18 protein-coding genes, 5 tRNA genes and 1 riboswitch are annotated in these 25059 nt (G+C 71.9%); of the genes, 13 read left to right on the plus strand and 10 right to left on the minus strand.

The features are described 5' to 3' along the window. Window positions 1-58: 58 nt before the first annotated feature. From hrpA to AMK31_RS37145, 5 genes are all read right to left on the minus strand, one after another. On the minus strand, window positions 59-4003 hold the full coding sequence (hrpA, locus tag AMK31_RS37125; protein ID WP_073945158.1) for an ATP-dependent RNA helicase HrpA: 3945 nt from the start codon (window positions 4001-4003) through the stop codon (window positions 59-61). A 111-nt stretch (window positions 4004-4114) separates the two neighbouring features. Continuing rightward, window positions 4115-4188: transfer RNA gene (locus tag AMK31_RS37130), tRNA-Phe, on the minus strand. Between the two features lie 24 nt (window positions 4189-4212). Continuing rightward, a tRNA-Asp gene (locus tag AMK31_RS37135) sits at window positions 4213-4287 on the minus strand. A 53-nt stretch (window positions 4288-4340) separates the two neighbouring features. Continuing rightward, window positions 4341-4413 (minus strand) — tRNA-Glu (locus AMK31_RS37140). A gap of 80 nt (window positions 4414-4493) precedes the next feature. After that, window positions 4494-6032, minus strand: a complete 1539-nt coding sequence (locus AMK31_RS37145) for a metallophosphoesterase family protein (RefSeq protein WP_073945159.1) — start codon at window positions 6030-6032, stop codon at window positions 4494-4496. Between the two features lie 107 nt (window positions 6033-6139). Here AMK31_RS37145 and AMK31_RS37150 point away from each other — a divergent pair, with 107 nt between their 5' ends. From AMK31_RS37150 to AMK31_RS37175, 6 genes are all read left to right on the plus strand, one after another. After that, the gene (locus AMK31_RS37150; RefSeq protein ID WP_198948660.1) at window positions 6140-6490 is read left to right on the plus strand and encodes a metallopeptidase family protein; all 351 of its coding nucleotides are present in this window, start codon (window positions 6140-6142) and stop codon (window positions 6488-6490) included. A 76-nt stretch (window positions 6491-6566) separates the two neighbouring features. Next, window positions 6567-7115 carry a hypothetical protein gene (locus tag AMK31_RS37155; protein ID WP_073945160.1) on the plus strand — a complete coding sequence of 183 codons (549 nt, stop codon included), beginning with the start codon at window positions 6567-6569 and terminating at the stop codon, window positions 7113-7115. A 221-nt stretch (window positions 7116-7336) separates the two neighbouring features. Further along, entirely contained in the window at window positions 7337-9490 is a 2154-nt protein-coding gene (locus AMK31_RS37160; protein ID WP_073945161.1) for a DEAD/DEAH box helicase, read from the plus strand. A 98-nt stretch (window positions 9491-9588) separates the two neighbouring features. Beyond that, entirely contained in the window at window positions 9589-11100 is a 1512-nt protein-coding gene (locus AMK31_RS37165; protein WP_073945162.1) for an amino acid permease, read from the plus strand. Window positions 11101-11211: 111 nt separating this feature from the next. Beyond that, window positions 11212-11284 (plus strand) — tRNA-Lys (locus tag AMK31_RS37170). 223 nt (window positions 11285-11507) lie between these two features. Next, complete coding sequence (locus tag AMK31_RS37175; RefSeq protein ID WP_073945163.1) at window positions 11508-11792, plus strand: hypothetical protein; 285 nt, start codon at window positions 11508-11510, stop codon at window positions 11790-11792. Window positions 11793-11800: 8 nt separating this feature from the next. Here AMK31_RS37175 and AMK31_RS37180 read toward each other — a convergent pair whose 3' ends face one another. After that, entirely contained in the window at window positions 11801-12454 is a 654-nt protein-coding gene (locus AMK31_RS37180) for a TetR/AcrR family transcriptional regulator C-terminal domain-containing protein (RefSeq protein ID WP_073945164.1), read from the minus strand. Between the two features lie 157 nt (window positions 12455-12611). Between AMK31_RS37180 and AMK31_RS37185 the strand changes: the two genes are divergently transcribed. Together AMK31_RS37185 and AMK31_RS42235 are read left to right on the plus strand one after the other, a co-directional pair. Next, window positions 12612-12950, plus strand: a complete 339-nt coding sequence (locus AMK31_RS37185) for a hypothetical protein (protein ID WP_143204303.1) — start codon at window positions 12612-12614, stop codon at window positions 12948-12950. A 100-nt stretch (window positions 12951-13050) separates the two neighbouring features. Next, complete coding sequence (locus AMK31_RS42235) at window positions 13051-16239, plus strand: RNA 2'-phosphotransferase (protein WP_079187097.1); 3189 nt, start codon at window positions 13051-13053, stop codon at window positions 16237-16239. A 55-nt stretch (window positions 16240-16294) separates the two neighbouring features. On the opposite strand, the gene AMK31_RS37195 is transcribed toward AMK31_RS42235, so the two are convergent. Next, on the minus strand, window positions 16295-17431 hold the full coding sequence (locus tag AMK31_RS37195) for a dihydrofolate reductase family protein (protein ID WP_073945166.1): 1137 nt from the start codon (window positions 17429-17431) through the stop codon (window positions 16295-16297). Window positions 17432-17496: 65 nt separating this feature from the next. Here AMK31_RS37195 and AMK31_RS37200 point away from each other — a divergent pair, with 65 nt between their 5' ends. The 5 genes from AMK31_RS37200 (at window position 17497) to AMK31_RS37220 (ending at window position 21522) form a co-directional block, all read left to right on the plus strand. Beyond that, entirely contained in the window at window positions 17497-18006 is a 510-nt protein-coding gene (locus AMK31_RS37200; protein WP_073945167.1) for a MarR family winged helix-turn-helix transcriptional regulator, read from the plus strand. A gap of 111 nt (window positions 18007-18117) precedes the next feature. Next, entirely contained in the window at window positions 18118-18759 is a 642-nt protein-coding gene (locus tag AMK31_RS37205; protein ID WP_073945168.1) for a GTP cyclohydrolase II, read from the plus strand. Between the two features lie 97 nt (window positions 18760-18856). Further along, window positions 18857-18930 (plus strand) — tRNA-Met (locus tag AMK31_RS37210). Between the two features lie 331 nt (window positions 18931-19261). Beyond that, a riboswitch (cyclic di-AMP (ydaO/yuaA leader) is annotated at window positions 19262-19419 on the plus strand. 11 nt (window positions 19420-19430) lie between these two features. Then, window positions 19431-20474 (plus strand): M23 family metallopeptidase, encoded by a 1044-nt coding sequence (locus AMK31_RS37215; RefSeq protein ID WP_073945169.1) that lies wholly within the window; start codon window positions 19431-19433, stop codon window positions 20472-20474. A gap of 103 nt (window positions 20475-20577) precedes the next feature. Continuing rightward, window positions 20578-21522: an aldo/keto reductase gene (locus AMK31_RS37220; protein ID WP_073945170.1), complete on the plus strand. Its 945-nt coding sequence runs from the start codon at window positions 20578-20580 to the stop codon at window positions 21520-21522. 18 nt (window positions 21523-21540) lie between these two features. Here the strand turns inward: AMK31_RS37220 and AMK31_RS37225 are convergent, their stop codons facing one another. From AMK31_RS37225 to lhgO, 3 genes are all read right to left on the minus strand, one after another. Further along, window positions 21541-22881 (minus strand): PrsW family intramembrane metalloprotease, encoded by a 1341-nt coding sequence (locus AMK31_RS37225; protein ID WP_073945171.1) that lies wholly within the window; start codon window positions 22879-22881, stop codon window positions 21541-21543. 40 nt (window positions 22882-22921) lie between these two features. Continuing rightward, the gene (trmB, locus tag AMK31_RS37230; protein WP_198948661.1) at window positions 22922-23734 is read right to left on the minus strand and encodes a tRNA (guanosine(46)-N7)-methyltransferase TrmB; all 813 of its coding nucleotides are present in this window, start codon (window positions 23732-23734) and stop codon (window positions 22922-22924) included. Window positions 23735-23828: 94 nt separating this feature from the next. Beyond that, entirely contained in the window at window positions 23829-25049 is a 1221-nt protein-coding gene (gene lhgO / locus AMK31_RS37235) for an L-2-hydroxyglutarate oxidase (protein WP_073945173.1), read from the minus strand. Between the last annotated feature and the right edge of the window lie 10 nt (window positions 25050-25059).

Consider the following 25059-nt stretch of genomic DNA (forward strand, 5'->3'; position numbering starts at 1 on the left):
GAAGAGACTGTACAGGAGCCGGGCCGCCTGGTCGAACTCACGCTGTGTGTCGGCTCGGTCACGGTGCCAACGTGTCGATCGCCTTCACGATCCGCTTGTCGGAGACGGGGTACGCCGTGCCCAGCGTGTGGGCGAAGTAGCTGACCCGCAGCTCCTCGATCATCCAGCGGATGTCGAGGACCGCGGACGGCACCGGGCGGCCCTGCGGCATCTGCTCCAGCAGCCAGGCGTACTCGTCCTGCATCTCGTGGACCTTCTCCATGCGGGTCGTGTCCCGCTGGACGTTCGTCGGCATCTGCTGCAGGCGGCGGTCCGCCGCCACCAGATAGCGCATCAGGTCCGGCAGCCGCCGCAGCCCCGTCTCCGTCACGAAGCCCGGCTTCACCAGCGCGTCCAGCTGCTTCCGTACGTCCTGGAGGTTCGGCAGCAGCGCCGGGCTGCGTACGCCCTTCAGACGACGCTCACAGGCCTGCCAGGCGGCCAGCACCTGCTGCACCTGGGCGACCGTGCGCACCGTCGTGTCGACGATCTCCGCGCGGACCTTGTCGTACAGCTTCCGGTACGACTCCTCGTCCCACGCGGGACCCCCGAAGTCCGCGATCAGCTTGTCCGCCGCCGCCATCGCGCAGTCGTCGAACAGCGCCTGGATGGAGCCGTGCGGGTTCGCCGACAGGGCGAGCTTCTGGGCGTTCGTCAGCTTTTCGGACGCGAACTTCGCCGGGTTGACCGGGATGTTCCGCAGGATCAGCCGGCGCGTGCCCTTCCACATCGCCTCCGCCTGTTCGGCCTCGGTGTCGAAGAGGCGTACGGAGACCGTGTCGCCGTCGTCGACGAGCGCCGGGTACGCCTTGACGGGCTGCCCGGCCCGCCGGGTCTCGAACACGCGGGTGAGCGCGCCGATCGTCCAGTCGGTGAGGCCCTTGCGTTCCAGGGACTCCCCGCCCTGGCGCACGGCGGTCGCCGCGGCGGCCTGGGACAGGGCCTGGCGCGCCTTCGGCTTCAGCTTGAGCTTCAGCGCTTCGAGGTCCTTGTCCTCGGCCAGCTTGCGGCGCCGCTCGTCGACGATGCGGAAGGTGATCCGCAGATGGTCCGGCACCTTCGCCCAGTCGAAGTCGTCCGCCTCGAACGGAACGCCGACCATCCGCTTCAGCTCGCGGGCCATGGTGACGGTCAGCGGCTCCTGGAGGGGTACCGCCTTCTCCAGGAACGCCTTCGCGTAGTTCGGCGCGGGCACGTAGTTGCGGCGGATCGGTTTCGGGAGCGAACGGATCAGCTCGGTCACCAACTCCTCCCGCAGGCCGGGGATCTGCCAGTCGAAGCCCTCGCCGGTGACCTGGTTGAGCACCTGGAGCGGGATGTGGACCGTGACACCGTCGGCGTCCGCGCCCGGCTCGAACTGGTACGTCACGCGGAGCTTCAGCGGGCCCTGCCGCCAGGTGTCGGGGTAGTCCGCCTTGGTGACCGCCTCCGCCGACTCCCGGATCAGCATCTCGCGCTCGAAGTCCAGGAAGTCCGGCTGCTCGTGCCGCTTGCGCTTCCACCAGGAGTCGAAGTGGGCACCGGAGACGACGTGGTCGGGGACCCGCTGTTCGTAGAAGTCGAACAGCGTCTCGTCGTCGACGACGATGTCCCGGCGCCGGGCGCGGTGCTCCAGCTCCTCGACCTCGCTGAGGAGTCTGCGGTTGTCGGCGAAGAACTTGTGGTGGGTGCGCCAGTCGCCCTCGACCAGCGCGTTCCGGATGAACAGCTCGCGGCTGACCTCCGGGTCGATCCGGCCGTAGTTCACCTTGCGCTGGGCGACGATCGGGACGCCGTACAGCGTGACCTTCTCGTACGCCATCACGGCCGCCTGGTCCTTCTCCCAGTGCGGTTCGCTGTACGTCCGCTTGATCAGGTGCTCGGCGAGGGGTTCGACCCACTCCGGCTCGATCTTCGCGTTGACGCGGGCCCACAGGCGGCTGGTCTCCACCAGCTCGGCGGACATCACGAAGCGCGGCTGCTTCTTGAACAGGGCGGAGCCCGGGAAGATGGCGAACTTGGCGTTCCGGGCGCCCAGGTACTCGTTCTTGTTGCCGTCCTTCACGTCCTTCATGCCGATGTGCGACAGGAGGCCGGCGAGGAGGGAGACGTGGACGCGGTCGGCGGGGGCGTCGTCCTCGTTGAGATGGATGCCCATCTGCTTGGCGACCGTGCGCAGCTGGGTGTAGATGTCCTGCCATTCGCGGATGCGCAGGAAGTTCAGGTACTCCTGCTTGCACATCCGGCGGAAGGACGACGAGCCGCGCTCCTTCTGCTGCTCGCGGACGTACCGCCACAGGTTGAGGTAGGCGAGGAAGTCGCTGGTCTCGTCCTTGAAGCGGGCGTGCTGCTGGTCGGCCTGGGTCTGCTTGTCGGCCGGGCGCTCGCGCGGGTCCTGGATGGAGAGCGCGGCGGCTATCACCATGACCTCGCGGACACAGCCGTTGCGGTCGGCCTCCAGGACCATGCGGGCCAGCCGGGGGTCGACCGGCAGCTGGGCCAGCTTGCGGCCGGTGTCGGTGAGCCGCTTGCGGGGGTCCTTCTGCTGCGGGTCGAGCGCGCCCAGCTCCTGGAGGAGCTGCACGCCGTCGCGGATGTTGCGGTGGTCCGGCGGGTCGATGAAGGGGAACTTCTCGATGTCGCCGAGGCCGGCCGCGGTCATCTGGAGGATGACGGAGGCCAGGTTGGTCCGCAGGATCTCCGCGTCCGTGAACTCGGGCCGGGCGAGGAAGTCGTCCTCGCTGTACAGCCGGATGCAGATGCCGTCGGACGTGCGGCCGCAGCGGCCCTTGCGCTGGTTGGCGCTGGCCTGCGAGATCGCCTCGATGGGCAGCCGCTGGACCTTGGTGCGGTGGCTGTAGCGGGAGATCCGGGCGAAGCCGGGGTCGATGACGTACTTGATGCCCGGCACGGTCAGGGACGTCTCGGCCACGTTCGTGGCGAGCACGATCCGGCGCCCGGTGTGCGGCTGGAACACCCGGTGCTGCTCGGCGTGGGTCAGCCGGGCGTACAGGGGCAGCACCTCGGTGAACCTGTACTGCTTCTTGTTCAGCGCGTCCGCGGTGTCCCGGATCTCGCGCTCGCCGGAGAGGAAGACGAGGATGTCGCCCTTCCCCTCGGCCATCAGCTCCTCCACCGCGTCCGTGATCGCGGTGATCTGGTCCCGGTCGGTGTCCTCGGAGTCCTCTTCGAGGAGCGGGCGGTAGCGCACCTCCACCGGGTACGTCCGGCCGCTGACCTCGATGATCGGCGCGTCGCCGAAGTGCCGGGAGAACCGCTCGGGGTCGATGGTCGCCGAGGTGATGACGACCTTGAGGTCGGGCCGCTTCGGCAGCAGCTGGGCCAGATACCCGAGCAGGAAGTCGATGTTGAGGGACCGCTCGTGTGCCTCGTCGATGATGATCGTGTCGTAGGCGCGCAGCTCGCGGTCGGTCTGGATCTCGGCGAGCAGGATGCCGTCCGTCATCAGCTTGATGAACGTGGCGTCCGGGTTCACCTGGTCCGTGAACCGCACCTTCCAGCCGACGGCCTCGCCGAGCGGCGTGTCCAGCTCGTCGGCGACCCGCTCGGCGACCGTGCGGGCGGCGATCCGGCGGGGCTGGGTGTGCCCGATCATGCCGCGCACGCCCCGGCCCAGCTCGAGGCAGATCTTCGGGATCTGGGTGGTCTTGCCGGAGCCGGTCTCACCCGCGACGATCACCACCTGGTGATCACGGATGGCGGCCGCGATCTCGTCCTTCTTCTGGCTGACGGGCAGCTGCTCGGGATAGCTGATCCCGGGCACACGGGTGCGCCGCTCGGCCATCCGCCCCTCGGCCTTGGCGACCTCCGCCTCGATCTCGGCGAGAACGGCGGCCCGGGCCTCCGGCTTGCGGATCTTGCGCGCGCCTTCGAGCCTGCGCCCGAGCCGGTGCGCGTCGCGCAGCGAGAGCTCGGTCAGACGGGGGGCGAGAGCGCCGAGGGCGGGGGCGGGGTGCGTAGACATACGCAGTCCAGGATCGCATCCCCCCGAAATTCCTGGCTAACGCTTTTGCTCCGCCGACACGGGACGGCAACGGAAGAAGGGCCCGATCAGACGATCGGGCCCTTCTCTTTGTGGCTGGGGCCGGGGTCGAACCGGCGACCTTCCGCTTTTCAGGCGGACGCTCGTACCAACTGAGCTACCCAGCCACGAGGTTTCACGTGAAACCTCAGCGGTCCTGACGGGATTTGAACCCGCGGCCTCCACCTTGACAGGGTGGCGAGCACTCCAAACTGCTCCACAGGACCAAGCGTGGCGTGTGTGCGAACCAGCGTAGCCAAGTGTCGCACACGGTACTGCGTGCCCCCAACGGGATTCGAACCCGTGCTACCGCCTTGAAAGGGCGGCGTCCTAGGCCGCTAGACGATGAGGGCTATCGGCCCGCCTGGGCGCTTCTCAGCGCGTCGGGGACGTGAGAAGCATATGGGATGGCGGGAGGGATCGCCAAAACGGTTTACGGAGAGGGGCTGCCGGAGCCGGCCGGCGACGGGGACGCGCCCGGTTGGTTCTCCTCCACCAGATGGCGGCTGACCTCCGCCGTCGTCAGGCCGAGGCCGCCCAGCCTGATCGCGTCCCAGGCCTGCAGACGGCGGGAGTCGCGGTCGAAGTAGAGGATCGACGCCTCGATCGGATCGGGGTCCTCGTCCTCGACCGCGCGCAGTCCGCTGCCGCCCGTGGAGCCCTCGATGCGCAGCCGGGTGCCGTACTTCATGACCTCCGTCTCCTGGTGGTGGACATGCCCCGCCAGGACCAGCGGCACCTCGCCGTCGGTCCTCCGGGCGGCCGCCGGTTCATGGGCCACGGCGACGTCCACCGGCGTACCGGCGGCCCGTTCGTCGCGCAGGGCGGAGGCCAGCCGGGCGCCCGCCAGCTCCTGGGACCGCTCGGCGCCGGTCCGGGCGGCCGTGCGGTCGGGGGTGAACTGGGGATCGCCGATGCCCGCGAAGCGCAGGCCCGCGACGGTCTCGGCACGGCCGTCGTCCAGGACGTGCACGTTCTTCAGACGCTCCAGATAGCGCTGGGTGACCCGGGAGTCGTGGTTGCCCCGGACCCAGACGTACGGGGCGCCGAGGTCCTCGACCGGGTCCAGGAAGCCGTTCTCCGCCGCCGTGCCGTGGTCCATGGTGTCGCCGGAGTCGACGATCACGTTCACCTCGTACTGCTCCACCAGCGAGGCGATGATCGTCCAGCTCGCCGGGTTGAGGTGGATGTCGGAGACGTGCAGGACGCGGATGGTGGTCGGGTCGGGGGCGTACGCGGGGAGCGTGGAGGTGGCGTCGTAGAGCTTCGTCACGTTCGTCACCAGGCGCGCCAACTCCTTCTGGTAGACGTCGAATTCGGTGACGATGCTGCGCGCGTCGCCGACCAGGCTGGGCGCGGAGGAGAGCAGGCCGGAGAAGCGCGGCTCCAGGACCGACTTCGGGTTCCAGGTCGCGTACGCCGTCGCGCCGGAGGCGGCGAGCAGGGCGAGGGCGAGGCCGCCGGCGGCCAGCGCGCGGCGCGGGCGGCGGTAGACGGCGAGGCCGAGGGCGGTGGCGCCGGCGACCACGGCGACGCCGGAGCGGACGGCCAGGTCGAGGGTGCCGTGGCCGACGTCGCGGGTGACCTCGTCCTGGAGTCCGGAGAGGCGTTCGGGGTGGTCGACCAGGGCCTGGGAGCGGACCGGGTCGAGCTGGTCGACGTTGACGTCCAGGCGGACCGGGGCGATGTGGCTGTCCAGGTGCAGCGCGCCCAGCGGAGAGACGTTGATCTTCGTGCCGCCGGTGAAGGACGGGCGCAGGGTCATCGTCGTGTCCATCGGCCCGACCGGGACCCTCACCTGGCCGACGACCAGCAGGCCCAGCCAGCCGCCGAGCAGCACGACCGCGACCACGCCGAGGGCGCGGGCCCACGGGCCGGGCCCGGCGGCCAGTTCGAGCACGGGTGGGCGGGGACGGGACGGCTTGCGGTTGCGGGTCAGGACGTTCAGGACTGCGGCGGGGACGCGGGCCATTGGGGCCGTATGCCCGGGAGCGGGGGTGGCTATGCGGGGACGTCCGGGTCGTCGTACAGGCGGTCGGCGGGCTCTCGTACGGCCGTGTCGTACCCGACAATGGGCCTGTGCTGGAGATGACGCGCGAGGAGTTCGAGGAACTGGTCGCCGAGGCGCTGGACCGGATCCCGCCGGAGCTGACGCGGCTGATGGACAACGTCGCGGTGTTCGTCGAGGACGAACCGCCGACCGACGACCCGGAGCTGCTCGGGCTCTACGAGGGGACCCCGCTGACCGAGCGGGGCGAGTGGTACGCGGGGGTGCTGCCGGACCGGATCACCATCTACCGGGGGCCGACGCTGCGGATCTGCGAGAACCGGGAGGACGTCGTCGCGGAGACCGAGATCACCGTGGTCCACGAGATCGCCCACCACTTCGGGATCGACGACGCCCGGCTGCACGCGCTCGGTTACGGATGAGCCTGGCGCGTGTCCTCTTGCGGGCGGCGGGAGTTGGGCACGTTGACTCTTCACCGGCCCACGGAGGTGGCTGCTCGTGCGCCCCTTGTACGTACCCGTCCGCCTGGCCGCCGCCGTCGTGGCCGTCGCCGCAGCCACCGGCTGTGTGAGCGTGGGCGACGACGACGCCGGCCGGGCCAAGCCGTCCCACTCGGCGGGACGCGAGGGCGGCGCGGCGCCCGACGGGGGTCCGGCGGTGTCCGGCGGCGGCGCCGGGTACCAGGGCGTGGCGGCCGGGGAGGCCGGGCGCGCGGACGGCAAGGGCAAGGGCAAGGGGAAGAAGGGCGACGGCGGTAAGCCGGGGAAGTCGGCGGCGCCGTCCGGCTCCGCCGCGCCCGGCGGCGGCGCGTCCGCCCCGGAGCCGGCCGGGCCGGGCAGCACCGAGGGGCCCGGCGGTCCCGGCCACACGCCCGCGCAGCCGACGCCCGCGCCCACCACGCCCGCGCCGGAGCCCGAGCCGCCGTCGCCGGAGCCGACGGCCTCGCCGGAGCCGACGGTCGCCGAGCCGTCGTCGTCCGCGCATCCGGAGCCGGGACCGCAGCTGGTGGAGCGGGAACCGGCGCCGGAGGCGGGATCGCCGGCGTAATGAGGGTCACGTGGTGGCGCTGGGCTGGCGGTTTGCCTTCAGGGGTGGTGGGTGCGTATGGTGGTAGATCGTTTGATCCCATTTGCCCGGCGCCAATCAGAAGCGCGCCGTGTGGCGCGTACTCTCCTTTGCCGTGGCTGACCGCATCGAGGCGGTCGTATTGCGAATCACGGAGTTGACGGGCGCGTGCCGACTGAGACTCCGGAAGGTTTCGCAGACGTATGTCCATCGCCAGTACTGATCATTCCGTCATGCCCGAGAACGAGGCAGACATCGAGGTCGTGACCGAGGCCGCGGCGGAAGCCGCCCCCGAGCTCACCTTCGCGGACCTCGGCCTCCCCGAGGGCGTCGTGCGCAAGCTCGCGCAGAACGGCGTGACCACCCCCTTCCCGATCCAGGCCGCGACCATCCCGGACGCCCTGGCCGGCAAGGACATTCTCGGCCGGGGCCGCACCGGCTCCGGCAAGACCCTCTCCTTCGGTCTGCCGACGCTGGCCCAGCTGGCCGGCGGCCGCACCGAGAAGAAGCGGCCGCGGGCCGTCATCCTCACCCCGACGCGCGAGCTGGCCATGCAGGTCGCCGACGCGCTCCAGCCCTACGGCGACGTCGTGGGCCTGCGCATGAAGGTCGTCTGCGGCGGCACCTCCATGGGCAACCAGATCTACGCCCTGGAGAAGGGCGTCGACATCCTGGTCGCCACCCCGGGCCGGCTCCGCGACATCATCAACCGCGGCGCCTGCTCGCTCGAGGACGTCCAGATCGCCGTTCTCGACGAGGCCGACCAGATGTCCGACCTGGGCTTCCTGCCCGAGGTCACCGAGCTGCTCGACCAGGTCCCGGCGGGCGGCCAGCGGATGCTGTTCTCCGCGACGATGGAGAACGAGATCCAGACCCTCGTCGACCGGTACCTGAACGACCCGGTCTCCCACGAGGTCGACGCGGCGCAGGGCGCGGTGACGACCATGTCGCACCACATCCTGATCGTGAAGCCCAAGGACAAGGCGCCGGTCACCGCCGCGATCGCCTCCCGCAAGGGCCGCACCATCATCTTCGTCCGCACCCAGCTGGGCGCCGACCGCGTCGCCGAGCAGCTGCGCGACGCCGGGGCCAAGGCCGAGGCGCTGCACGGCGGCATGACCCAGGGCGCGCGCACCCGGACGCTGGCGGACTTCAAGGACGGCTACGTCAACGTGCTGGTCGCGACGGACGTCGCCGCGCGCGGCATCCACGTGGACGGCATCGACCTGGTGCTGAACGTCGACCCCGCCGGTGACCACAAGGACTACCTGCACCGGGCCGGCCGCACCGCCCGCGCCGGCCGCACCGGCACGGTCGTCTCCCTGGCCCTGCCGCACCAGCGGCGCCAGATCTTCCGCCTGATGGAGGACGCGGGCGTCGACGCCTCGCGCCACATCATCCAGGGCGGCGGCGCCTTCGACCCGGAGGTCGCCGAGATCACCGGCGCCCGGTCCATGACCGAGGTGCAGGCCGAGTCCGCGGGCCACGCCGCGCAGCAGGCCGAGCGCGAGGTCGCCCAGCTCACCAAGCAGCTGGAGCGAGCCCAGCGCCGGGCCGCCGAGCTGCGTGACGAGGCCGACCGCCTGGTCGCCCGGCTCGCCCGGGAGCGGGGCGAGGACCCGGAGACGGCCGTGGCCGAGGCCGCCGTCGTCGCCGGGACCCCGGCCGCCGAGACCGCCGAGCCCCAGGGCGACGCCGTCGCGGTGCCGGAGCAGCCGGCCGCGCAGGACGTGGACCGCGCGGAGCGCGCCGAGCGCCGTGAGGACCGGGGCGGTTTCCGCCGGGACGAGCGCCGTGACGAGCGTCGCCCGTTCGACCGGGACCGGGACCGTGACCGTGGCGGTCGCTCCTTCGAGCGCCGTGACGACCGTGGTGGCCGTTCGTTCGAGCGTCGTGAGGACCGGGGCGGTTTCCGCCGGGACGACCGCCGTGACGAGCGTCGCCCGTTCGACCGGGACCGGGACCGGGACCGTGACCGTGGCGGCCGTTCCTTCGAGCGCCGTGACGACCGGGGTGGCTTCCGCCGGGACGACCGTCGTGACGAGCGCCGTGACGACCGTCGCCCGTTCGACCGCGACCGTGACCGCGACCGTGGTGGCCGTTCGTTCGACCGCCGTGACGGTGACCGCGGTGGCTTCCGCCGCGACGACCGCCGTGAGGACCGTGGCGGCTTCCGCCGCGACGACCGCACCGGCCACCGTGGCAGCGACCGTCCGTTCAACCGCGACCGCCAGGGCGACCGTCCGGGCTTCCGCACCGGCGGCCACGAGCGTCCCTACGGCCGCCGTGACGACCACCGCGCCGGCGGCTCCTTCGGCCGCCGCGAGGACAAGCCGCGCTGGAAGCGCAACGGCTGACAGCTGAAGTAAGAGGGCCCGTACGACTCCGGTCGTGCGGGCCCTCCGCTTTGCCCTGTGACGCATGTCACGCCACCGCTCTGGGCATTGCTGGGTGCATGACAGATGACGCCAAGGCGAGTGGGCTGTCGGACGAAGAGCGGCTGGCCCAGCTCGGCTACACGCAGGTTCTCGCCCGCCGCATGTCGGCGTTCTCCAACTACGCGGTCTCCTTCACGATCATCTCGGTGCTGTCGGGCTGCCTGACGCTGTACCTGTTCGGCATGAACACCGGCGGGCCCGCGGTGATGACCTGGGGCTGGGTGGCCGTGGGGCTGATGACGCTGTTCGTCGGGCTGGCCATGGCGGAGATCTGCTCCGCCTATCCGACCTCGGCGGGCCTGTACTTCTGGGCGCACCGGCTGGCACCGCCGCGGAGCGCGGCGGCCTGGGCGTGGTTCACGGGCTGGTTCAACGTGCTCGGGCAGGTCGCGGTGACCGCCGGTATCGACTTCGGGGCGGCGTCGTTCCTCGGCGCGTATCTGAACCTGGAGTTCGGCTGGGAGGTCACCCCGGGCCGCACGATCCTGCTGTTCGCGGCGATCCTGCTGCTGCACGGTCTGCTGAACACCTTCGGCGTGCGGATCGTCGCCGTGCTGAACAGCGTCAGCGTGTGGTGGCACGTGCTGGGCGTGGCGGTGATCGTCGGCGCGCTGGCCCTCGTACCGGACCGCCATCAGTCCGCGTCGTTCGTGTTCGGGGAGTTCGTGAACAACACCGGGTGGGGGAGCGGGCCGTACGTGGTGCTGCTGGGGCTGCTGATGGCCCAGTACACCTTCACCGGCTACGACGCCTCCGCCCATATGACCGAGGAGACCCACGACGCGTCGACCGCCGGGCCGAAGGGCATCGTGCGGTCCATCTGGACGTCGTGGATCGCCGGATTCGTACTGCTGCTCGGGTTCACCTTCGCCATCCAGTCGTACGAGGGGGCACTCGGCTCCCCGACCGGCGTACCGCCCGCGCAGATCCTGCTCGACGCGCTGGGCGTCACGGCCGGGAAGCTGCTGCTCCTCGTCGTGATCGGGGCCCAGCTGTTCTGCGGGATGGCCTCCGTGACCGCCAACAGCCGCATGATCTACGCCTTCTCCCGCGACGGCGCGCTGCCGTTCTCCCGCGTGTGGCACACGGTGAGCCCGCGCACCCGGACGCCGGTGGCGGCGGTGTGGCTGGCGGCGGGCGGGGCGCTGGCGCTCGGGCTGCCGTACCTGATCAACGTGACCGCGTACGCGGCGGTCACCTCGATCGCCGTGATCGGGCTCTACATCGCCTACGTCATCCCGACCCTGCTGCGGCTGCGCAAGGGCGACGCGTTCGAGCGCGGGCCCTGGCACCTGGGGCGCTGGTCGCGGGCCGTCGGCGTGGTGGCGGTCGGCTGGGTCGGTGTGATCACCGTCCTGTTCATGCTGCCCCAGGTGTACCCGGTCACCGGCGAGACGTTCAACTACGCGCCGGTGGCCGTCCTGGTGGTGCTGGGGTTCGCCGCGGCCTGGTGGCTGGCGTCGGCGCGTCACTGGTTCCTGAAGCCCGCGGGGGAGCGGGCGGCCGTACCGGAAACCGCCGATTCGTAGCCTGCGAGGCGATTCGTTCACCGCCCCCGGCGGTCCGTCCACGCCGTGTCCCCGATACCCGATCGGAGACACGGCCCGATCCGGCTATGCTCGGGGTGGCGAACATCGCCTGGGCCCTTAGCTCAATTGGCAGAGCAGTGGACTTTTAATCCATTGGTTGTGGGTTCGAGTCCCACAGGGCCTACCGAAACGCCCCCGGCTCCCGAGCAGTTCGAGCCGGGGGCGTTCCCGTCCGCGGGCCTCCGTCGGCTGTGCGCTGATCACGTCTGCGGCCGGGGGCCGGCGGCGGGGACATCGCGGTGGCGCCCGTTTACGGCGGTGAATGGCCGCATGGGGGCCGCGCAGCGGGGCACCCGGACCAGATGAGCGAGGCCGCTGGGTCGGCCGCGAGTCCGAGGGCGCCAGCCATGACGACACTCCGCGAACGAAGGATCTACCGCAAGGCCATTCTCCGGTGTCTGTACGGGGCCGTGGAACGCAACCGTCCCGAGATCAGCGGGGCGGCGCTGCGCGAGCAGCTCGGGATGCCCGACGACGACCTGTCCGCCGCCTGCGTCTATCTGGCCGACGAGGGCCTGATAGCCGTCGACTGGACGTCGCACAACACTCCCGCCACCGCCGCACTGACCCACGAGGGCATCCGGCTCATGGAGGAGGAGGAAGATTCGGGCGAACCCGAGCCGCGCGAGTGACGCGGTCCTCACGTCCCGGTCGTTCCGCTCGGGCGGCCGGGCGGGTGAGCTGCGGCCTCTTCCCGGATGCCGGCCATCAACAGCCTCAGCCCGAAACGGAATTGCTCGGCCGACCCGACGGTGAACAGTTCCTCGCCGACGGCGGCGGCCGCGGGCAGCTCGTTCACCATGTCCCGCACCTGCTCCCAGCGCCGGTCCCGCTCTCCCGCCCGGACCGCCATGGCCAGCGACGACGCCAGGTAGGCGACGAGCGTCTGGAAGCACCGCACCGCCGTGGCCGGCGGCAGCCCGCCTTCCTGGAGCGCCGCCAGCACGCTCCCGGCGATCCGCCGGCCGTGCTCTCCCATGGGCGGGCGCGCGGCCAGGTGCGCCGTGGCCCCCGGATGGCTCAGCGCCGCCTCGCGGAGGGCGTCGGCGGTGGCCGTGACGCGCTCGTCCCACGGCAGGCCGGGGCCCGGGTCCCGCACCTCGGCGACGGCGAGGTCGGCGACGGCGTCGAGCAGGGCGTCCCGATTGGCGAAGTGCCGGTAGAGCGCCATGGGGTCGCACCCCAGTTCCGCCGCGATCCGGCGCATCGTCATGCTCTCCGCACCGCCCCGGTCGCCGACCTCCAGAGCCTTGCGGGTGATCAGTTCGGGGGTGAGGAAGCGGGTCCGGGCCATGCGCCCATCCTTCCACTTTGTCTACGCCGTAGACGTGCCGCTCGACGCATGTCTACGCTGTAGACATCTGTCGGCGGCGGGCGAGTCACGCCGGACGCCGAGGACCAGCCGAGGACCAAGGGTGCAAAAGACCCGAAGGGCCCGAGAGGGGTGGAACGTGCCCACTGCTCCTGTGATCGGCCGCTGGGTGGCTGCCTTCGTCAGCCTGGGAACATTCGCCAACCTGCTCGTGCGCGGCGTGGAGGACATGTTCGTCGTGCCCGACGTGCTGGTGGGCGTCGTACTGGCCGTGGCGGCGGGACTGCCGAAGGAACGCGCGGCGCCCCTGCTCGCGTCGGCGTTCGGACTGGCGTCCGGCGTGTTCACCGTGGCCGCGTCGGCCCATGTCGTCCACGACGAGAACCCGGCCGGGGTCCTCGTGTTCGCGTCGGTCTGCGCGGCCATGACCGTGGTCCTCTCCCGGCGTGTCGGGGCGGGCGCCCCGCGCCGGGCATGACCAAGCGTCACAATGCCTGCTGAAGCCGCTGTTTCCGGGTCGTACGCGAGGGCTGAACGCTAGACTCGCCCGTCCCGGTACTCGGACGACGGGGGCGTTCGTGAGCGACAGAGTCACCCCACTGGATCTGGCCCGGCGGGCGGCGTGGCCGCGGCAGAGGACCGTCGCGAGCGCCGCGCCGGCTCCCGAGCCGGGGCCGTCCGTGCCGGAGCTCACCGCGCTGCTGGAGCAGCGCTACCCGGAAGTCGTCCACTTACTGCGCTGGATCGGCTGCGAGTCCTTCGACGACCTGATGGGCGAGTGGGTCCAGCACCGCGGCGCGGCCTGGGTCGGCGGGGTGCTCGACGCGGGCGGCGACCCGGGGCGGATCGCCACCGCGTGGAAGGACGTCCTCGACGCGCGCTCCAGGTCCATCCTGGTCCTCGAGTCGTTCGTCTTCGAGAGCAACCTGTGCCGGTACGCGGCCCGCGCGGCGACGAGCATGCCGGGCCGGATGCACTACGACAAGACGCTCCACGTGGTCCGGCCGCGCACCGCGCTCTCCCTGTGGGACCACGCGCTGTCCATCAACTGGCGCCGGCCCGTGGTGTTCTGCCGGGCCCTGCGGCTGGCACGGACCTACCTGGTCCACGTGGTGGGGGACAGCGAACTGACCGACGCCGGGAGCAAACTCCAGTTCTCCGGGCGGCTGGGGCAGGCGGCGGTGCTGCTGGCGCGGTTCGAGCAGGTCGGTGTCGCGGACCTGGAGGCGTCGGCGGAGCAGTTCCAGGTCTCGATCGTCGAGGGGAACCCCGCCCAGGACGCGGTGCCCTACCTCCTGGAGTGCTACCTGCGGCTGCACGACCACACGGGCAACCGCGAATACCTGGGACGGGCGGTCCGCACGGACCGGGCCCACCCCACCGTGGCCCGCGGCACCACCTGGCACCTGCTCATGGCCGAGATCTGGCTCCGGCTGGCCGACGGCATGCCCAAGGACGACAACTTCGCCCTCTACCTGCGCCGGGCCGAGGAGGCGCTCAGGCTCGCGGGGGAGCCGAGCGGCGGCGAGGCCGTGCAGCAGGTGCTGCTGTCGTGCGTGACCGCCGCCGCCCGCCGGGCCCCGGCGCTGCTCCCGCAGATACGGCTCGGTCTGCGGCGGCTCAACAACCCCTTCGGACTCGGCGAACAGCTGCGCCGGTTCGCGGAGGCCGGCCACCCGGCGGTGGAGCTGCCGGCCGCTCTCGTGCACGCCCTGCAGACCCGCTTCATGAGCTCCACCGAACCGCTGCACCGCCGCCTGCTGTCGGACTGCCTCCGGGCGTACGTCCAGCTGGAGGACGTCGGCGAGATGGACCGCTACCTGCTGCTGCACAACGCGCTCGGGCTGCAGGACGGGTCGCTCGTCAAGACCGGGCCGCTGACCGACGAGCTGAGCCGCATCCGCTACGCCGACGACATGCTGGCCGTGGCCGCGCTGCGCGACAACCGGTCGTTCTGGATCGAGGGCGTCACCCGGCTGATCCGGGAGACGGAGACGAACACCACCTCCTGCGTGCCGCTCGTCCGGCTCGGCCGCGAGCTGGAACGCGGCGGCGTGACCGTCAACCAGGCCGAACGCGGGCTCATGCGGGCCCGGCTGAGCGGCCTCTCGCAGGCCGACCGGTGGATCCAGGCGGTCGCGGACGGCGACCCGGGATTCTTCTACGAGCACGCCGCCGACCGGGCCATCAGCAGCCCCGACCTGGTGCGCCGCAACCTCGGCGGCCGCAGCAACGTGGTGACCGTCGACGACTACCTCGGCTTCACCAACTCCACCCTGGTGTTCAAGCCGACCACGCGGCTCTGCTTCCAGCGTGACACCGAGAAGTCCGCCGCGGTGCAGGGGACGCTGAACCGGATGGGTGCCGAGGGCGAGTTCGGCATCATCGACCTGATCACCACCATCCCGGTCACCGACCTGCCGCACGGCGACGCGCAGTTCGCGCTCGGCACCGAGATCATCTCGGTGCGCCGGTTCGAGCACGGCACCGTGCTCGCCGAACGGCTGTCGCCCGCCGCGCCGGACTCGTCCTGCGAACTGCTCAAGCGCGCGGCCAGGTTCCTCGCGTACGTGCACGGGTCCGGCGAGCCGCCCCCGGCCCGGGTCCCCGGCGTGCGCAAGGAGGTGCGCAAGGAGGTGAAGATGTGGCTGCGGGCGATCCTGCCCGAGGAGCCGCCCGGCGAGGACAGCGCGCTGTTCGAGGAGTGGTGGGCACTGCTCGGCGAGAGCGACCTGCCGCCGCAGCCGCGCCGCGACGCCCACGCCTTCAACTGGCTGGTGACGGACACCGACCGGATCATCGCGGTCGACCTGGAGGCGTCGCACTGGCGTCCCATGGGGTACGAGCTCGCCCAGCTCACGGACGACGTGCCGGCGCTCCCGGTGGACCGCTGGGACCTGCGCCGCGAGGTGGTCACGGCCTACGTGGACGCGCTGGCGCGCTGCACGGACGCCCCGGCCGTCGACATGGAGAAGCTGTGGGCCGCCTACCGGGCCTCCCTGCTGGTCCGCTCGGTGCGCGGCCTGACCGACCGCACGGGTGGACCGGGCGTCCGCGAGCACGGCGAGGCGATGCTGGACGAGCTGTGCCTGGACGCCCCGGCCGACGGCGGCCCGCACGGCCCCGGCCGGGCTTCCCTGCACGACCTGGCGATCAGGCTGCGGGACGCCTGGGCGGAACGGCGCGGCACCCCCGGTGACGCCCCGCTGCGCGAACTCAGCGAGGGCCGCAGGCGCCGGATCAGCCGCACCCTCGCCTATCACCTGCGCCACGACCACGGGATCAACCGGGACGGTCAGGGGTGGGTGCCGGTCGACACGCTGGTCGCGGCGCTCGGACCGAGGCTCAAGGTCTCCGCCGACGAACTGATCAGTGTGGCGCGCGCGGTGACCGAGACGCGCTTCCAGGTGCGCGACGGCCTCATCCGGGCCCGCTACGGGCACTCGCGTCCGGCGGCCGTCGAGTACGAGGTCCGCAAGCCGGACGGCCCGCTCTACCACTGCACGCCGACCGCCGCGCTGGGCAGCATCTTCGAGCGGGGTGAGGGGCTGCGGCCCATGACCCGGCAGTGGGTGCACCTGACGACCGACCCGGCGACCGCGCTGAGCGCCGGGCGGCGGCACGGCCCCAGCGTGCTCCTGTGCGTGCCCGAGCCCGACGGGCTGGAGTGCCGGCACGCGGGCGGCAACACCTGGCTCGTCGCGCAGGTTCCGCCGGAGGCGCTGCGGGTGGTGCCGCTGCACCAGATGTTCGCCACGCACGGCTGACCGACCGCGTCCGGTCGGTCGGTCGGCCCGGACCCGGCCCGCCCGGCCCGCCCGGTCAGGTCAGCAGGTGGCGGTTCGGGGCCGTCGCCGCCTCCTCGTACTCCGGCAGGACCACCACGTCCACGCCCTTCGCGGACAGCGCGCCGACCCCGTCCGCACCCGTCACGAACGTGTCCGGCTCCCGCCACGCCGTGACCACCCTGCGCACGCCCGCGTCCAGGATCAGCCCGGCGCACGGGCGGGGCCGGGAGGCGCGGTGGGTGCAGGGTTCCAGGCTGCTGTAGACGGTCGCGCCGGGCAGCCTGGGGTCCGCCGGGTCGATCTTCGCCAGCGCCGCCTCCTCCGCGTGGACGACCGGGTCGTCGCCCTCCCGGGAGTGGCCGCGGGCCAGCTCGGCGCCGTCGGCGGCGACCACCACCGCGCCGACGCTGAAGGCGGACGACGACGGGGGGCACTGCCGTGCCAGGTCGCAGGCCAGCGAGAGCCAGTGCCGGTCCGCGGCCGACGCGACGGCGCCGGTGCCGGGGGCGGTCGGCTCGTAGCGCATCAGGACGACGTCACCGACCGGGCGGGTCTCCACCAGGCGCAGACGGCCCGACTGGTAGGCGCCGGGGCCGAACAGGCGGGGGGCGTCCGGGTCGCCGACGAACAACGGGGCCAGGGCCAGCTGGACCTCGTCGGCCAGGCCCTGCTGGAGGAGCTGGGTGTGGACGGTGCCGCCGCCCTCCACCATCAGCCGCCGTACGCCGCGTACGTCGTGCAGGTCCTCCAGGACGGCCCGCCAGTCGAGAGAGGCGCCCAGCGCCACCACGTCCGCGTCCGCCGCGATGCCCGCCGCCCGCAGCCGGTCCGCGCCCTCCGGCGTCGTGTAGACGACCTTCTGTCCGCCCGTGTGCCAGAACTGCGCGCCGGGGTCCAGGTCGCCGGTGGCGCTGACCGTCACCTTCAGGGGGTACTCCGGCCGTCCGGCCGCCGTCCGGGCCGCCCGGCGCTCGGGGGAGTTGACGAGGAGGCGGGGGTTGTCGGCGCGGATGGTGCCGGCGCCGACGAGGATCGCGTCGACGGATGCCCGTACGTCGTCGACCCGGTCGAAGTCGGCGGGCCCGGACAGCAGGAGGCGTTCGGGACCGGTGTCGTCCAGGTAGCCGTCGAGGGAGACGGCGGCGGAGAGCAGGACGTACGGGTAAGGCATCGGCGCACCCATCTGGGAGACGGCGGATCTTGGTTCAAGTTTTAAGCAAACCTACACTGGGCGGCATGACGACCCGCTGGCTCACGCCCGAGGAGCAGCGCGCCTGGCGCGCGTACATCGACGCCGCCCATCTCCTGGAGGACGCGCTCGACCGGCAGCTCCAGCGGGAGGCCGGCATGCCACACCTTTACTACTCCGTCCTGGCCGTCCTGTCCGAGTCGCCCGAGCGCCGGCTGCGCATGACCGACCTCGCCGGGCAACTGAAGATCACCCGCAGCCGGCTGACGTACGCCGTGGGGCGGCTGGAGAAGGACGGGCTGGTGCGACGGGAGGGCTGCGCCAGTGACCGGCGGGGCAGCATCGCCGTCCTGACGGACGAGGGGACGGCGGCCGTCGAACGGGCGGCTCCGGGACACGTCGCGACGGTGCGGGCCGCGCTCTTCGACCACCTCACGCCCGAGCAGGTGGGGCAGGTCGAGGAGATCTTCACCAGGGTCGCCGGGGTTCTCCAGGACGGCCGGGACGGCGGAGAGGTCCCCTGGCTGCGGCGGTCGGCGCCGCCGTCCTGCTCGTGAGCTGTCCCACCGGCTGTTGCTTTAAGTTTCAAGCATGGGTAGGGTCCTGATCGATAGGCTGCTTCAAAACTGAAGCAAGAGGAGTTCCCAGCCGCCGACCCGGAGAACCGCATGTCCGACACCCCCGCCGCCACCCAGCGCGCCCGCGTCCGGGTGCCCCTGCACTTCCACGACGGCTACCGCGTCGACGCCGAACTCGTCACCTTCCACGGCCTGGCCGACGGCCGGGAACACCTCGCCGCCGTCCTCGGCGACCCCGCCCCTGGCAGCACCCCGCTGGTCCGGCTCCACTCCGAGTGCCTGACCGGCGACGTCTTCGGCTCCGCCCGCTGCGACTGCGGCCCGCAGCTGCGCGAGGCGGTCGAGCGCATCGCCGAGCGCGGCGGTGTCCTGCTCTACCTCCGCCAGGAGGGCCGCGGCATCGGCCTCTACAACAAGCTCGACGCCTACGCCCTCCAGGACCAGGGCCTCGACACCTACGAGGCCAACCTGGCCCTCGGCCTGCCCGAGGACGCCCGCGACTACACGGCCGCCGCCCAGATGCTCGCCGCCCTCGGCATCACCGAGCTGGACCTGCTCTCCAACAACCCGGACAAGGCGGAGCAGCTGCGCGCCCTCGGCGTCGACGTGCGCGACCGCGTCCCGACCGGCGTCTTCACCACCGCCCACAACGTCCACTACCTGCGCGCCAAGGTCCTCCAGACCCGGCACACCCTGCCGCTGGCCGACTTGACCGGGCTGAACGTGGGCTGATCACCGCAGGTCAGAGGCGGTGCGCCGGCGGTGCGGGAGGGCGCGGGAAAACCCTGGCACGGACGGCCCCCCGCATGGCGTACACTGGTTTCAACGACGCGGGGTGGAGCAGCTCGGTAGCTCGCTGGGCTCATAACCCAGAGGTCGCAGGTTCAAATCCTGTCCCCGCTACTGAAGGCTCAGGGCCGGAATCCATGGAAATGGGTTCCGGCCCTGAGTGTTTTCGCGTTTCTTCACCCGCCGGGCCGACGGGCGCCTGAGCCGTCACCGGGAGTGAGCGGTCGAACCCCCTCCGCATAACATCTGAGACACCATCAAAAACGGGAATGCTGCTGAAGTTGTCGCGAAGGCAGGTCAACTCGCCCGGTTTTCGCCGACAGTGGGGCGTACGTCCCGGCGGTCGTCCTTAATGATCAAGTGGAACAGCTTGGAAATCACCCCTCGGTTCTATTAACGTCCGATAACGCAGCGCGGTCGTCCCAGCCGTCACAAGAGGCGGCTCCGTGCGCACGCGCCGAATCCCGTAAGGGAACCGGGGAACCACCACCTTGGGGTGAATCGGGCGTAAGCGGTCGTGTCCACACGGCTGATTTACGCGCGTAGGAGACCTTCCTGCTCCGAACCCGTCAGCTAACCCGGTAGGCGAGAAGGAAGGAAAGGAGTACGCCCACGTGGCGTCCAACCGGCCTGCCCCCGGGGCCCCCTTCGTGCCCGGCCAGCGCACCGGCGATCCCGCCGACACCTTCGTCTACGGCGGTCAGCGCACCGAAGAGGGACCGTTCGAGGAGTGGAATCCCACCGCGGAGTCCATTCGCCCCGTACGCGGCCGGCACCGCGTCTCCAAGCAGCGCGGCGGCGGACTCGCCCGCAGCTCCACCGTCCTGGGCGTCGGTGTCATAGCCGCCGTCGGCGCGGGCGGCATGGCCACCGCCCAGACCGGCAAGCCGCCGGTGTCCATCTCGATGCCCGACCTGCCGAACGTCGGCTCGCTCATCTCCGACGACGCCGAGCCCGAGGCCGAGACCACCGCCACCCCGCTCAGCAGCGTCGGCGTCACCGCCGTCGACACCGCGCAGGGCACCACCGACGCCGGTGAGGCGCTGCGCGCCCGCATCATGGCGCAGGCCGAGCAGCAGCAGGACCAGGTCGAGTCCAAGGCCGCCGCCGAGGCGCTCGAAGCCGCCGAGAAGAAGGCCGCGGAGGCCGCCGCCAAGGCGGAGAAGGAAGCCGAGGCCGAGGCCGCCGCCGCGAAGAAGAAGGCGGAGGAGGAGGCCCGCAAGAAGGCCGAGGCCGAGCGCCTGGCCGAGCTGGCCAAGCAGTTCACGCTGCCGACCTCCTCGTACACGCTCACCTCCACCTACGGTCAGGCCGGCGCCATGTGGTCCTCCGGCTACCACACCGGCCTCGACTTCGCCGCGCCCACGGGTACCCTCCTCAAGGCCGTGCACACCGGCACGATCACCCAGGCCGGCTGGGACGGCTCCTACGGCTACAAGACCGTCCTCACCCTGGAGGACGGCACCGAGATCCTCTACGCCCACCAGTCGTCGATCAGCGTGAGCGTCGGGCAGAAGGTCAGCACCGGGGACGTCATCGGACGCGTCGGCGCGACCGGCAACGTGACCGGGCCGCACCTGCACATGGAGGTGCACACCTCCGACGGCGGCGCCCTCGACCCGCTGGCCTGGCTGCGCGGCAAGGGCCTCACCCCCTGACCCCGGCCGGCTTCGAGCCCCGGCGGTCCTGACGGCAACCCCCCGACGTCAGGGCTGCCGGTTCACGGAATAGCCGGTTCCCCCGGGGTCGTTGACTTCGAGCATGACTTCTCTGCGCAAGCTCGGCTCCTCCGACCTCGAGGTCTTCCCGCTCTCCCTCGGCGGCAACGTCTTCGGCTGGACCGCCGACCGGGACCAGTCCTTCGCCGTCCTCGACGCCTACGCGGCCGCGGGCGGCAACTTCGTCGACACCGCCGACGTCTACTCGGCCTGGATCGAGGGCAACTCCGGTGGCGAGTCCGAGACGATCATCGGCGAGTGGCTGAGGGCCCGCGGCAACCGCGCCGACGTGGTCGTCGCGACCAAGGTCAGCCAGCACCCCGAGTACCAGGGTCTGTCCGCCGCGAACATCAAGGCCGCCGCCGACGCGTCCCTGCATCGCCTCGGCACCGACCACATCGACCTCTACTACACCCACTTCGACCGGCCCGAGGTGCCGGTCGAGGAGATCATCGGCGCGCTCGACGAACTGGTGAAGGCGGGCAAGGTCCGGCACATCGCCGCGTCCAACATCTCGGCGGAGCGGCTGCGGGAGTCCCTGGAGTTCTCCGACCGGGAGGGCCTGGCCCGGTACGTCGCGCTCCAGCCGCACTACAACCTGGTGTCCCGGGAGACCTACGAGGGCGAGCTCCAGGACGTCGCCGCGCGGGCCGGCCTCGCCGCCGTCCCCTACTACGCGCTGGCCTCCGGCTTCCTCACCGGCAAGTACCGGCCCGGCACCACCGTCGACAGTGCGCGGGCGTCCGGCGCCGCCAAGCACCTCGACAGCGAGCGCGGACGCCGGGTCCTCACCGCGCTCGACGACATCGCCGCCGCCCACGAGGCGCCGGTCGCCACGGTCGCCCTCGCCTGGCTCGCCGCCCAGCCGACGGTCGCCGCGCCGATCGCCTCCGCGCGGACCGTGGAGCAGCTCCCGGCCCTGCTGGGCGTGGCGGAGCTGCGGCTCACGGAGGAGGAGCTGAAGCGGCTGGGAGAGGCCTCCGCGTAAGTCCCGGAAACCCTGGCCTTAGGTCCGGTACGGGTTGTACGCCGGATACGGAGCCGCCGGGCCGTACACCGCGGGGCCGTGCGCCGCTGAGCCGTGTGCCGGTGGGCCGTACGCCGGCCACGGCATCAGGACCGGCACCGGCGGGGCCGTGGCCCGCGCGGCATACTCCAGCGCCGGGCGGGCCACCTCGCGGCGGCGCCACAGCTCGTGCAGCAGCTCCCGCTCCCGTACGACGAAGTCCGCGCCGGCCCGGCCCCGCCGCCCCCGGTGCCTGAGGAACGCCAGCGACGTCGCGTACGCCTCGTACTCGGCCACCGCGCGGGACGCCGGTTTGCCCAGGTGGTGGCCGGCGAACTCGCGGGCCAGCCGGCGCGCCCGCATCGAGCCGAGCACGAAGGGCTCCGCCGGGCCCAGCCAGCCCGCCATCACATACGCGGGCAGCTCATCGCGGACGGTTCGCAGCTCCCGCTGCCGCGTCCAGATCACCAGCCACGTCAGCAGTCCGAACGCGGGCACCATGAACGCGCCGTACACCGCGAAGAACCCGTACTCGCCGAAGGTCGCCGAGCCGTTCCAGAACGCGTGCATGCCCATCGCGAGCAGCAGCCCGCCCAGGGGCAGCAGCACCCGGCGCAGCGGCCGGCGTTCCCCCGACAGCGCGGCGATGCCGAAGCCGATGCCGGTGAGGACGGTGAACAGGGGGTGTGCGAACGGGGACATCACGACGCGCACGAAGAACGTCGCCGCGGTCACGGAGGCGATGCCGCGGTCGCCGTGCAGCTGGTCGGTGCCGAAGGCGGTGCCGAGGTAGAGGATGTTCTCGGTGAACGCGAAGCCGGTCGCGGTCACCCCGGCTATCACCACGCCGTCGACGATCCCCGTGAAGTCACGTCTGCGGAAGAGGAAGATCAGCAGGATCGCGGCGGCCTTCGCGGTCTCCTCCACGACCGGCGCTATGACGGTCGCGCCCAGGGTGTCCGCGCCGGACGGATCGGCGGTGGCCGTCGCTATCCAGCGGGTCGCGAAGCTGTTGGCCACGATCGCTATCAGCGCCGCCGCGCAGGCCCCCCAGGCGAAGGCGAACAGCAGGTTCCGCCAGGGGCCGGGTTCGACCCGGTCCAGCCAGCGGAACGCGGCTATCAGCAGCGGCACGGGCAGGACCGCCAGGCCCAGCCCGACGAGGAAGCCCTCGGTGCCGGTCTCCTCCCGTACCAGCGCGAGGATCACCAGACCGGACAGGGCGAGGAGCGTGACGAGCGCGCCGTAGCGCACCCAGGAGCGCTGCCACCAGTGCGCGTGCCGGGGCGCCCCGGGAGGGGGAAAACCGGGAGGCGGGGGGTACGGGGGACTGCTGGCCACGGCATTGACCCTAACGAGGGACGGAGCCGCCCGCGGGGGATCAGACGTCGGCGGGAGGCTGAGCTGACGGTACGTGGGGTACGCGGCGGAAGAGCAGATCGTTCACGACATGACCCTTGTCCAGTCCCTGTCCCTCGAAACGGGTCAGCGGACGGAACTCGGGGCGGGGCGCGAAACCGCCGTCGGCCCGGGTGTTCTCGAAGTCGGGGTGCGCGGTGAGCACCTCGAGCATCTGCTCCGCGTACGGCTCCCAGTCGGTGGCGCAGTGCAGGATCGCGCCGGGCTTCAGCCGGGTCGCGGCGAGGCTCAGGAACTCGGGCTGGATGAGCCGCCGCTTGTGGTGGCGCTTCTTGGGCCAGGGGTCCGGGAAGTAGACCCGGAGGCCGTCCAGCGCGTCCGGGGCCAGCATCTCGCGGAGCAGGATGATGGCGTCGCCGTTGGCGACCCGGACGTTGGTCAGGCCGTCGCGGTCGGCGAGGTTCAGAAGGTTGCCCTGGCCGGGGGTGTGCACGTCGACCGCGAGGATGTTGGTGCCGGGGTCGGCGGCGGCCATCTGGGCGGTCGCCTCGCCCATGCCGAAGCCGATCTCCAGGACGACGGGGCCGGTGTTCCCGAACAGCTCCGCGAGGTCGATCACCCGCCCGCCGTCGATGTCCAGCCCCCACTTCGGCCACAGCCGCTGCAACGCGTCCGCCTGTCCCGCGGTCACCCGGCTCCGCCGCGGCTGGAAACTCCGGATCCGCCGCTCGAAGTGCGAACCGGCGGGATCGGCCTGCGGCCCCTCGGGAAACCGGGGCCGGCCCTTGGGACGGCTGGGGTGGCGGGGCGCGGGGGAGCTCAGGGAGTCAGACACAGTGGGGTCGATTTTACGGGCATCGCCCCGGCCGCGGGCAGCCGCGCCGAGCTGCCGCGACGCCTCGGCCGCGACGCCTCGGCCGCGACGCCGTTCAGCGCGCCTCCCCCAGCACCCGCAGCACCCTCCGGGCCACCTCCCTGCCGATCGGCAGGGACGCGGTCGCCGCGGGAGACGGCGCGTTCAGCACGTGCACCGCGCGCGCTCCCTCCCGGATCAGGAAGTCGTCCACCAGCGTCCCGTCCCGCAGCACGGCCTGCGCCCGGACCCCGGCGGCGCTCGGCGTGAGATCTGCCTCGGTCACCGCCGGCAGCAGTCTTCGCACCGCCTCGGTGAACGCCCCCTTGGACACCGACCGCCGCAGCTCCCCCGCCCCGTACCGCCAGTGCCGCCGCGCCAGCTGCCACGCCCCGGGCCACGCCAGCGTGCCGCCCAGCTCCCGGGGCCGTACGACGCCCCAGCCGTACCCCTCACGGGCCAGCGCGGGCACCGCGTTGGGGCCGATGTGGACGGTGCCGTCGATGCCCCGGGTGAGGTGGACGCCCAGGAAGGGGAACGCGGGGTCGGGGACGGGATACACCAGCCCGTTCACCAGCTCCGGCCGCCGCAGGTCGTAGTACTCACCGCGGAAGGGGATGATCCGCATCCCGGGGTCGTCCCCGGTCAGCCGCGCGACCTCGTCGCACCGCAGTCCGGCACAGTTCACCAGCACCCGCGCCCGCACGACCGCCCCGTCGGCCGTCTCCACGGCCACGCCCAGCTCCGGCCGCCGGTCCACGCGGACGACCTCCGCGCCGTACCGCAGCTCCGCGCCGGACGCGGCGGCGAGCCGGTGGGCGACGCCGACGAAGTCGCAGACGCCCGTCGTGCCGACGTGTATGGCGGCGAGGCCGCGGACCTCCGGCTCGTACTCCGCGATCTGGGCCGCGCCCAGCTCCCGCACCGGTATGCCGTTCTCCCGGCCGCGCTGCACCAGGGCGTGCAGGCGGGGCAGCTCCGCGCGGTCGGTGGCGACGATCAGCTTGCCGGTGACGGCGTGCGCGATGTCGTACTCGGCGCAGAACTTGACCAGCTCGGCGGCGCCCCGGACCGCGTACCGCGCCTTGAGGGAGCCGGGGCGGTAGTAGATGCCGCTGTGGATGACGCCGCTGTTGCGCCCCGTCTGGTGCCGGGCCGGGCCCGGTTCCTTCTCCAGCACCATGACCTGCGTGCCGGGCGCCCGGCGTGTGATCGCGTACGCCGTCGACAGGCCGACGATCCCGCCGCCGATCACCAGCACGTCACAGTCGTAGGCGACCTTCCGCACCTGCACCACCTCCCGGTTT

Source organism: Streptomyces sp. TSRI0107, from assembly GCF_001905845.1.
Classification (GTDB): domain Bacteria; phylum Actinomycetota; class Actinomycetes; order Streptomycetales; family Streptomycetaceae; genus Streptomyces.

Coding starts and splice junctions, on each gene's coding strand:
- hrpA (WP_073945158.1), bottom strand. CDS start 4,003: ATGTCTACGCACCCCGCCCCCGCCCTCGGCGCTCTCGCCCCCCGTCTG.
- AMK31_RS37145 (WP_073945159.1), bottom strand. CDS start 6,032: ATGGCCCGCGTCCCCGCCGCAGTCCTGAACGTCCTGACCCGCAACCGC.
- AMK31_RS37160 (WP_073945161.1), top strand. CDS start 7,337: ATGTCCATCGCCAGTACTGATCATTCCGTCATGCCCGAGAACGAGGCA.
- AMK31_RS37165 (WP_073945162.1), top strand. CDS start 9,589: ATGACAGATGACGCCAAGGCGAGTGGGCTGTCGGACGAAGAGCGGCTG.
- AMK31_RS37175 (WP_073945163.1), top strand. CDS start 11,508: ATGACGACACTCCGCGAACGAAGGATCTACCGCAAGGCCATTCTCCGG.
- AMK31_RS37180 (WP_073945164.1), bottom strand. CDS start 12,454: ATGGCCCGGACCCGCTTCCTCACCCCCGAACTGATCACCCGCAAGGCT.
- AMK31_RS37195 (WP_073945166.1), bottom strand. CDS start 17,431: ATGCCTTACCCGTACGTCCTGCTCTCCGCCGCCGTCTCCCTCGACGGC.
- AMK31_RS37200 (WP_073945167.1), top strand. CDS start 17,497: ATGACGACCCGCTGGCTCACGCCCGAGGAGCAGCGCGCCTGGCGCGCG.
- AMK31_RS37205 (WP_073945168.1), top strand. CDS start 18,118: ATGTCCGACACCCCCGCCGCCACCCAGCGCGCCCGCGTCCGGGTGCCC.
- AMK31_RS37220 (WP_073945170.1), top strand. CDS start 20,578: ATGACTTCTCTGCGCAAGCTCGGCTCCTCCGACCTCGAGGTCTTCCCG.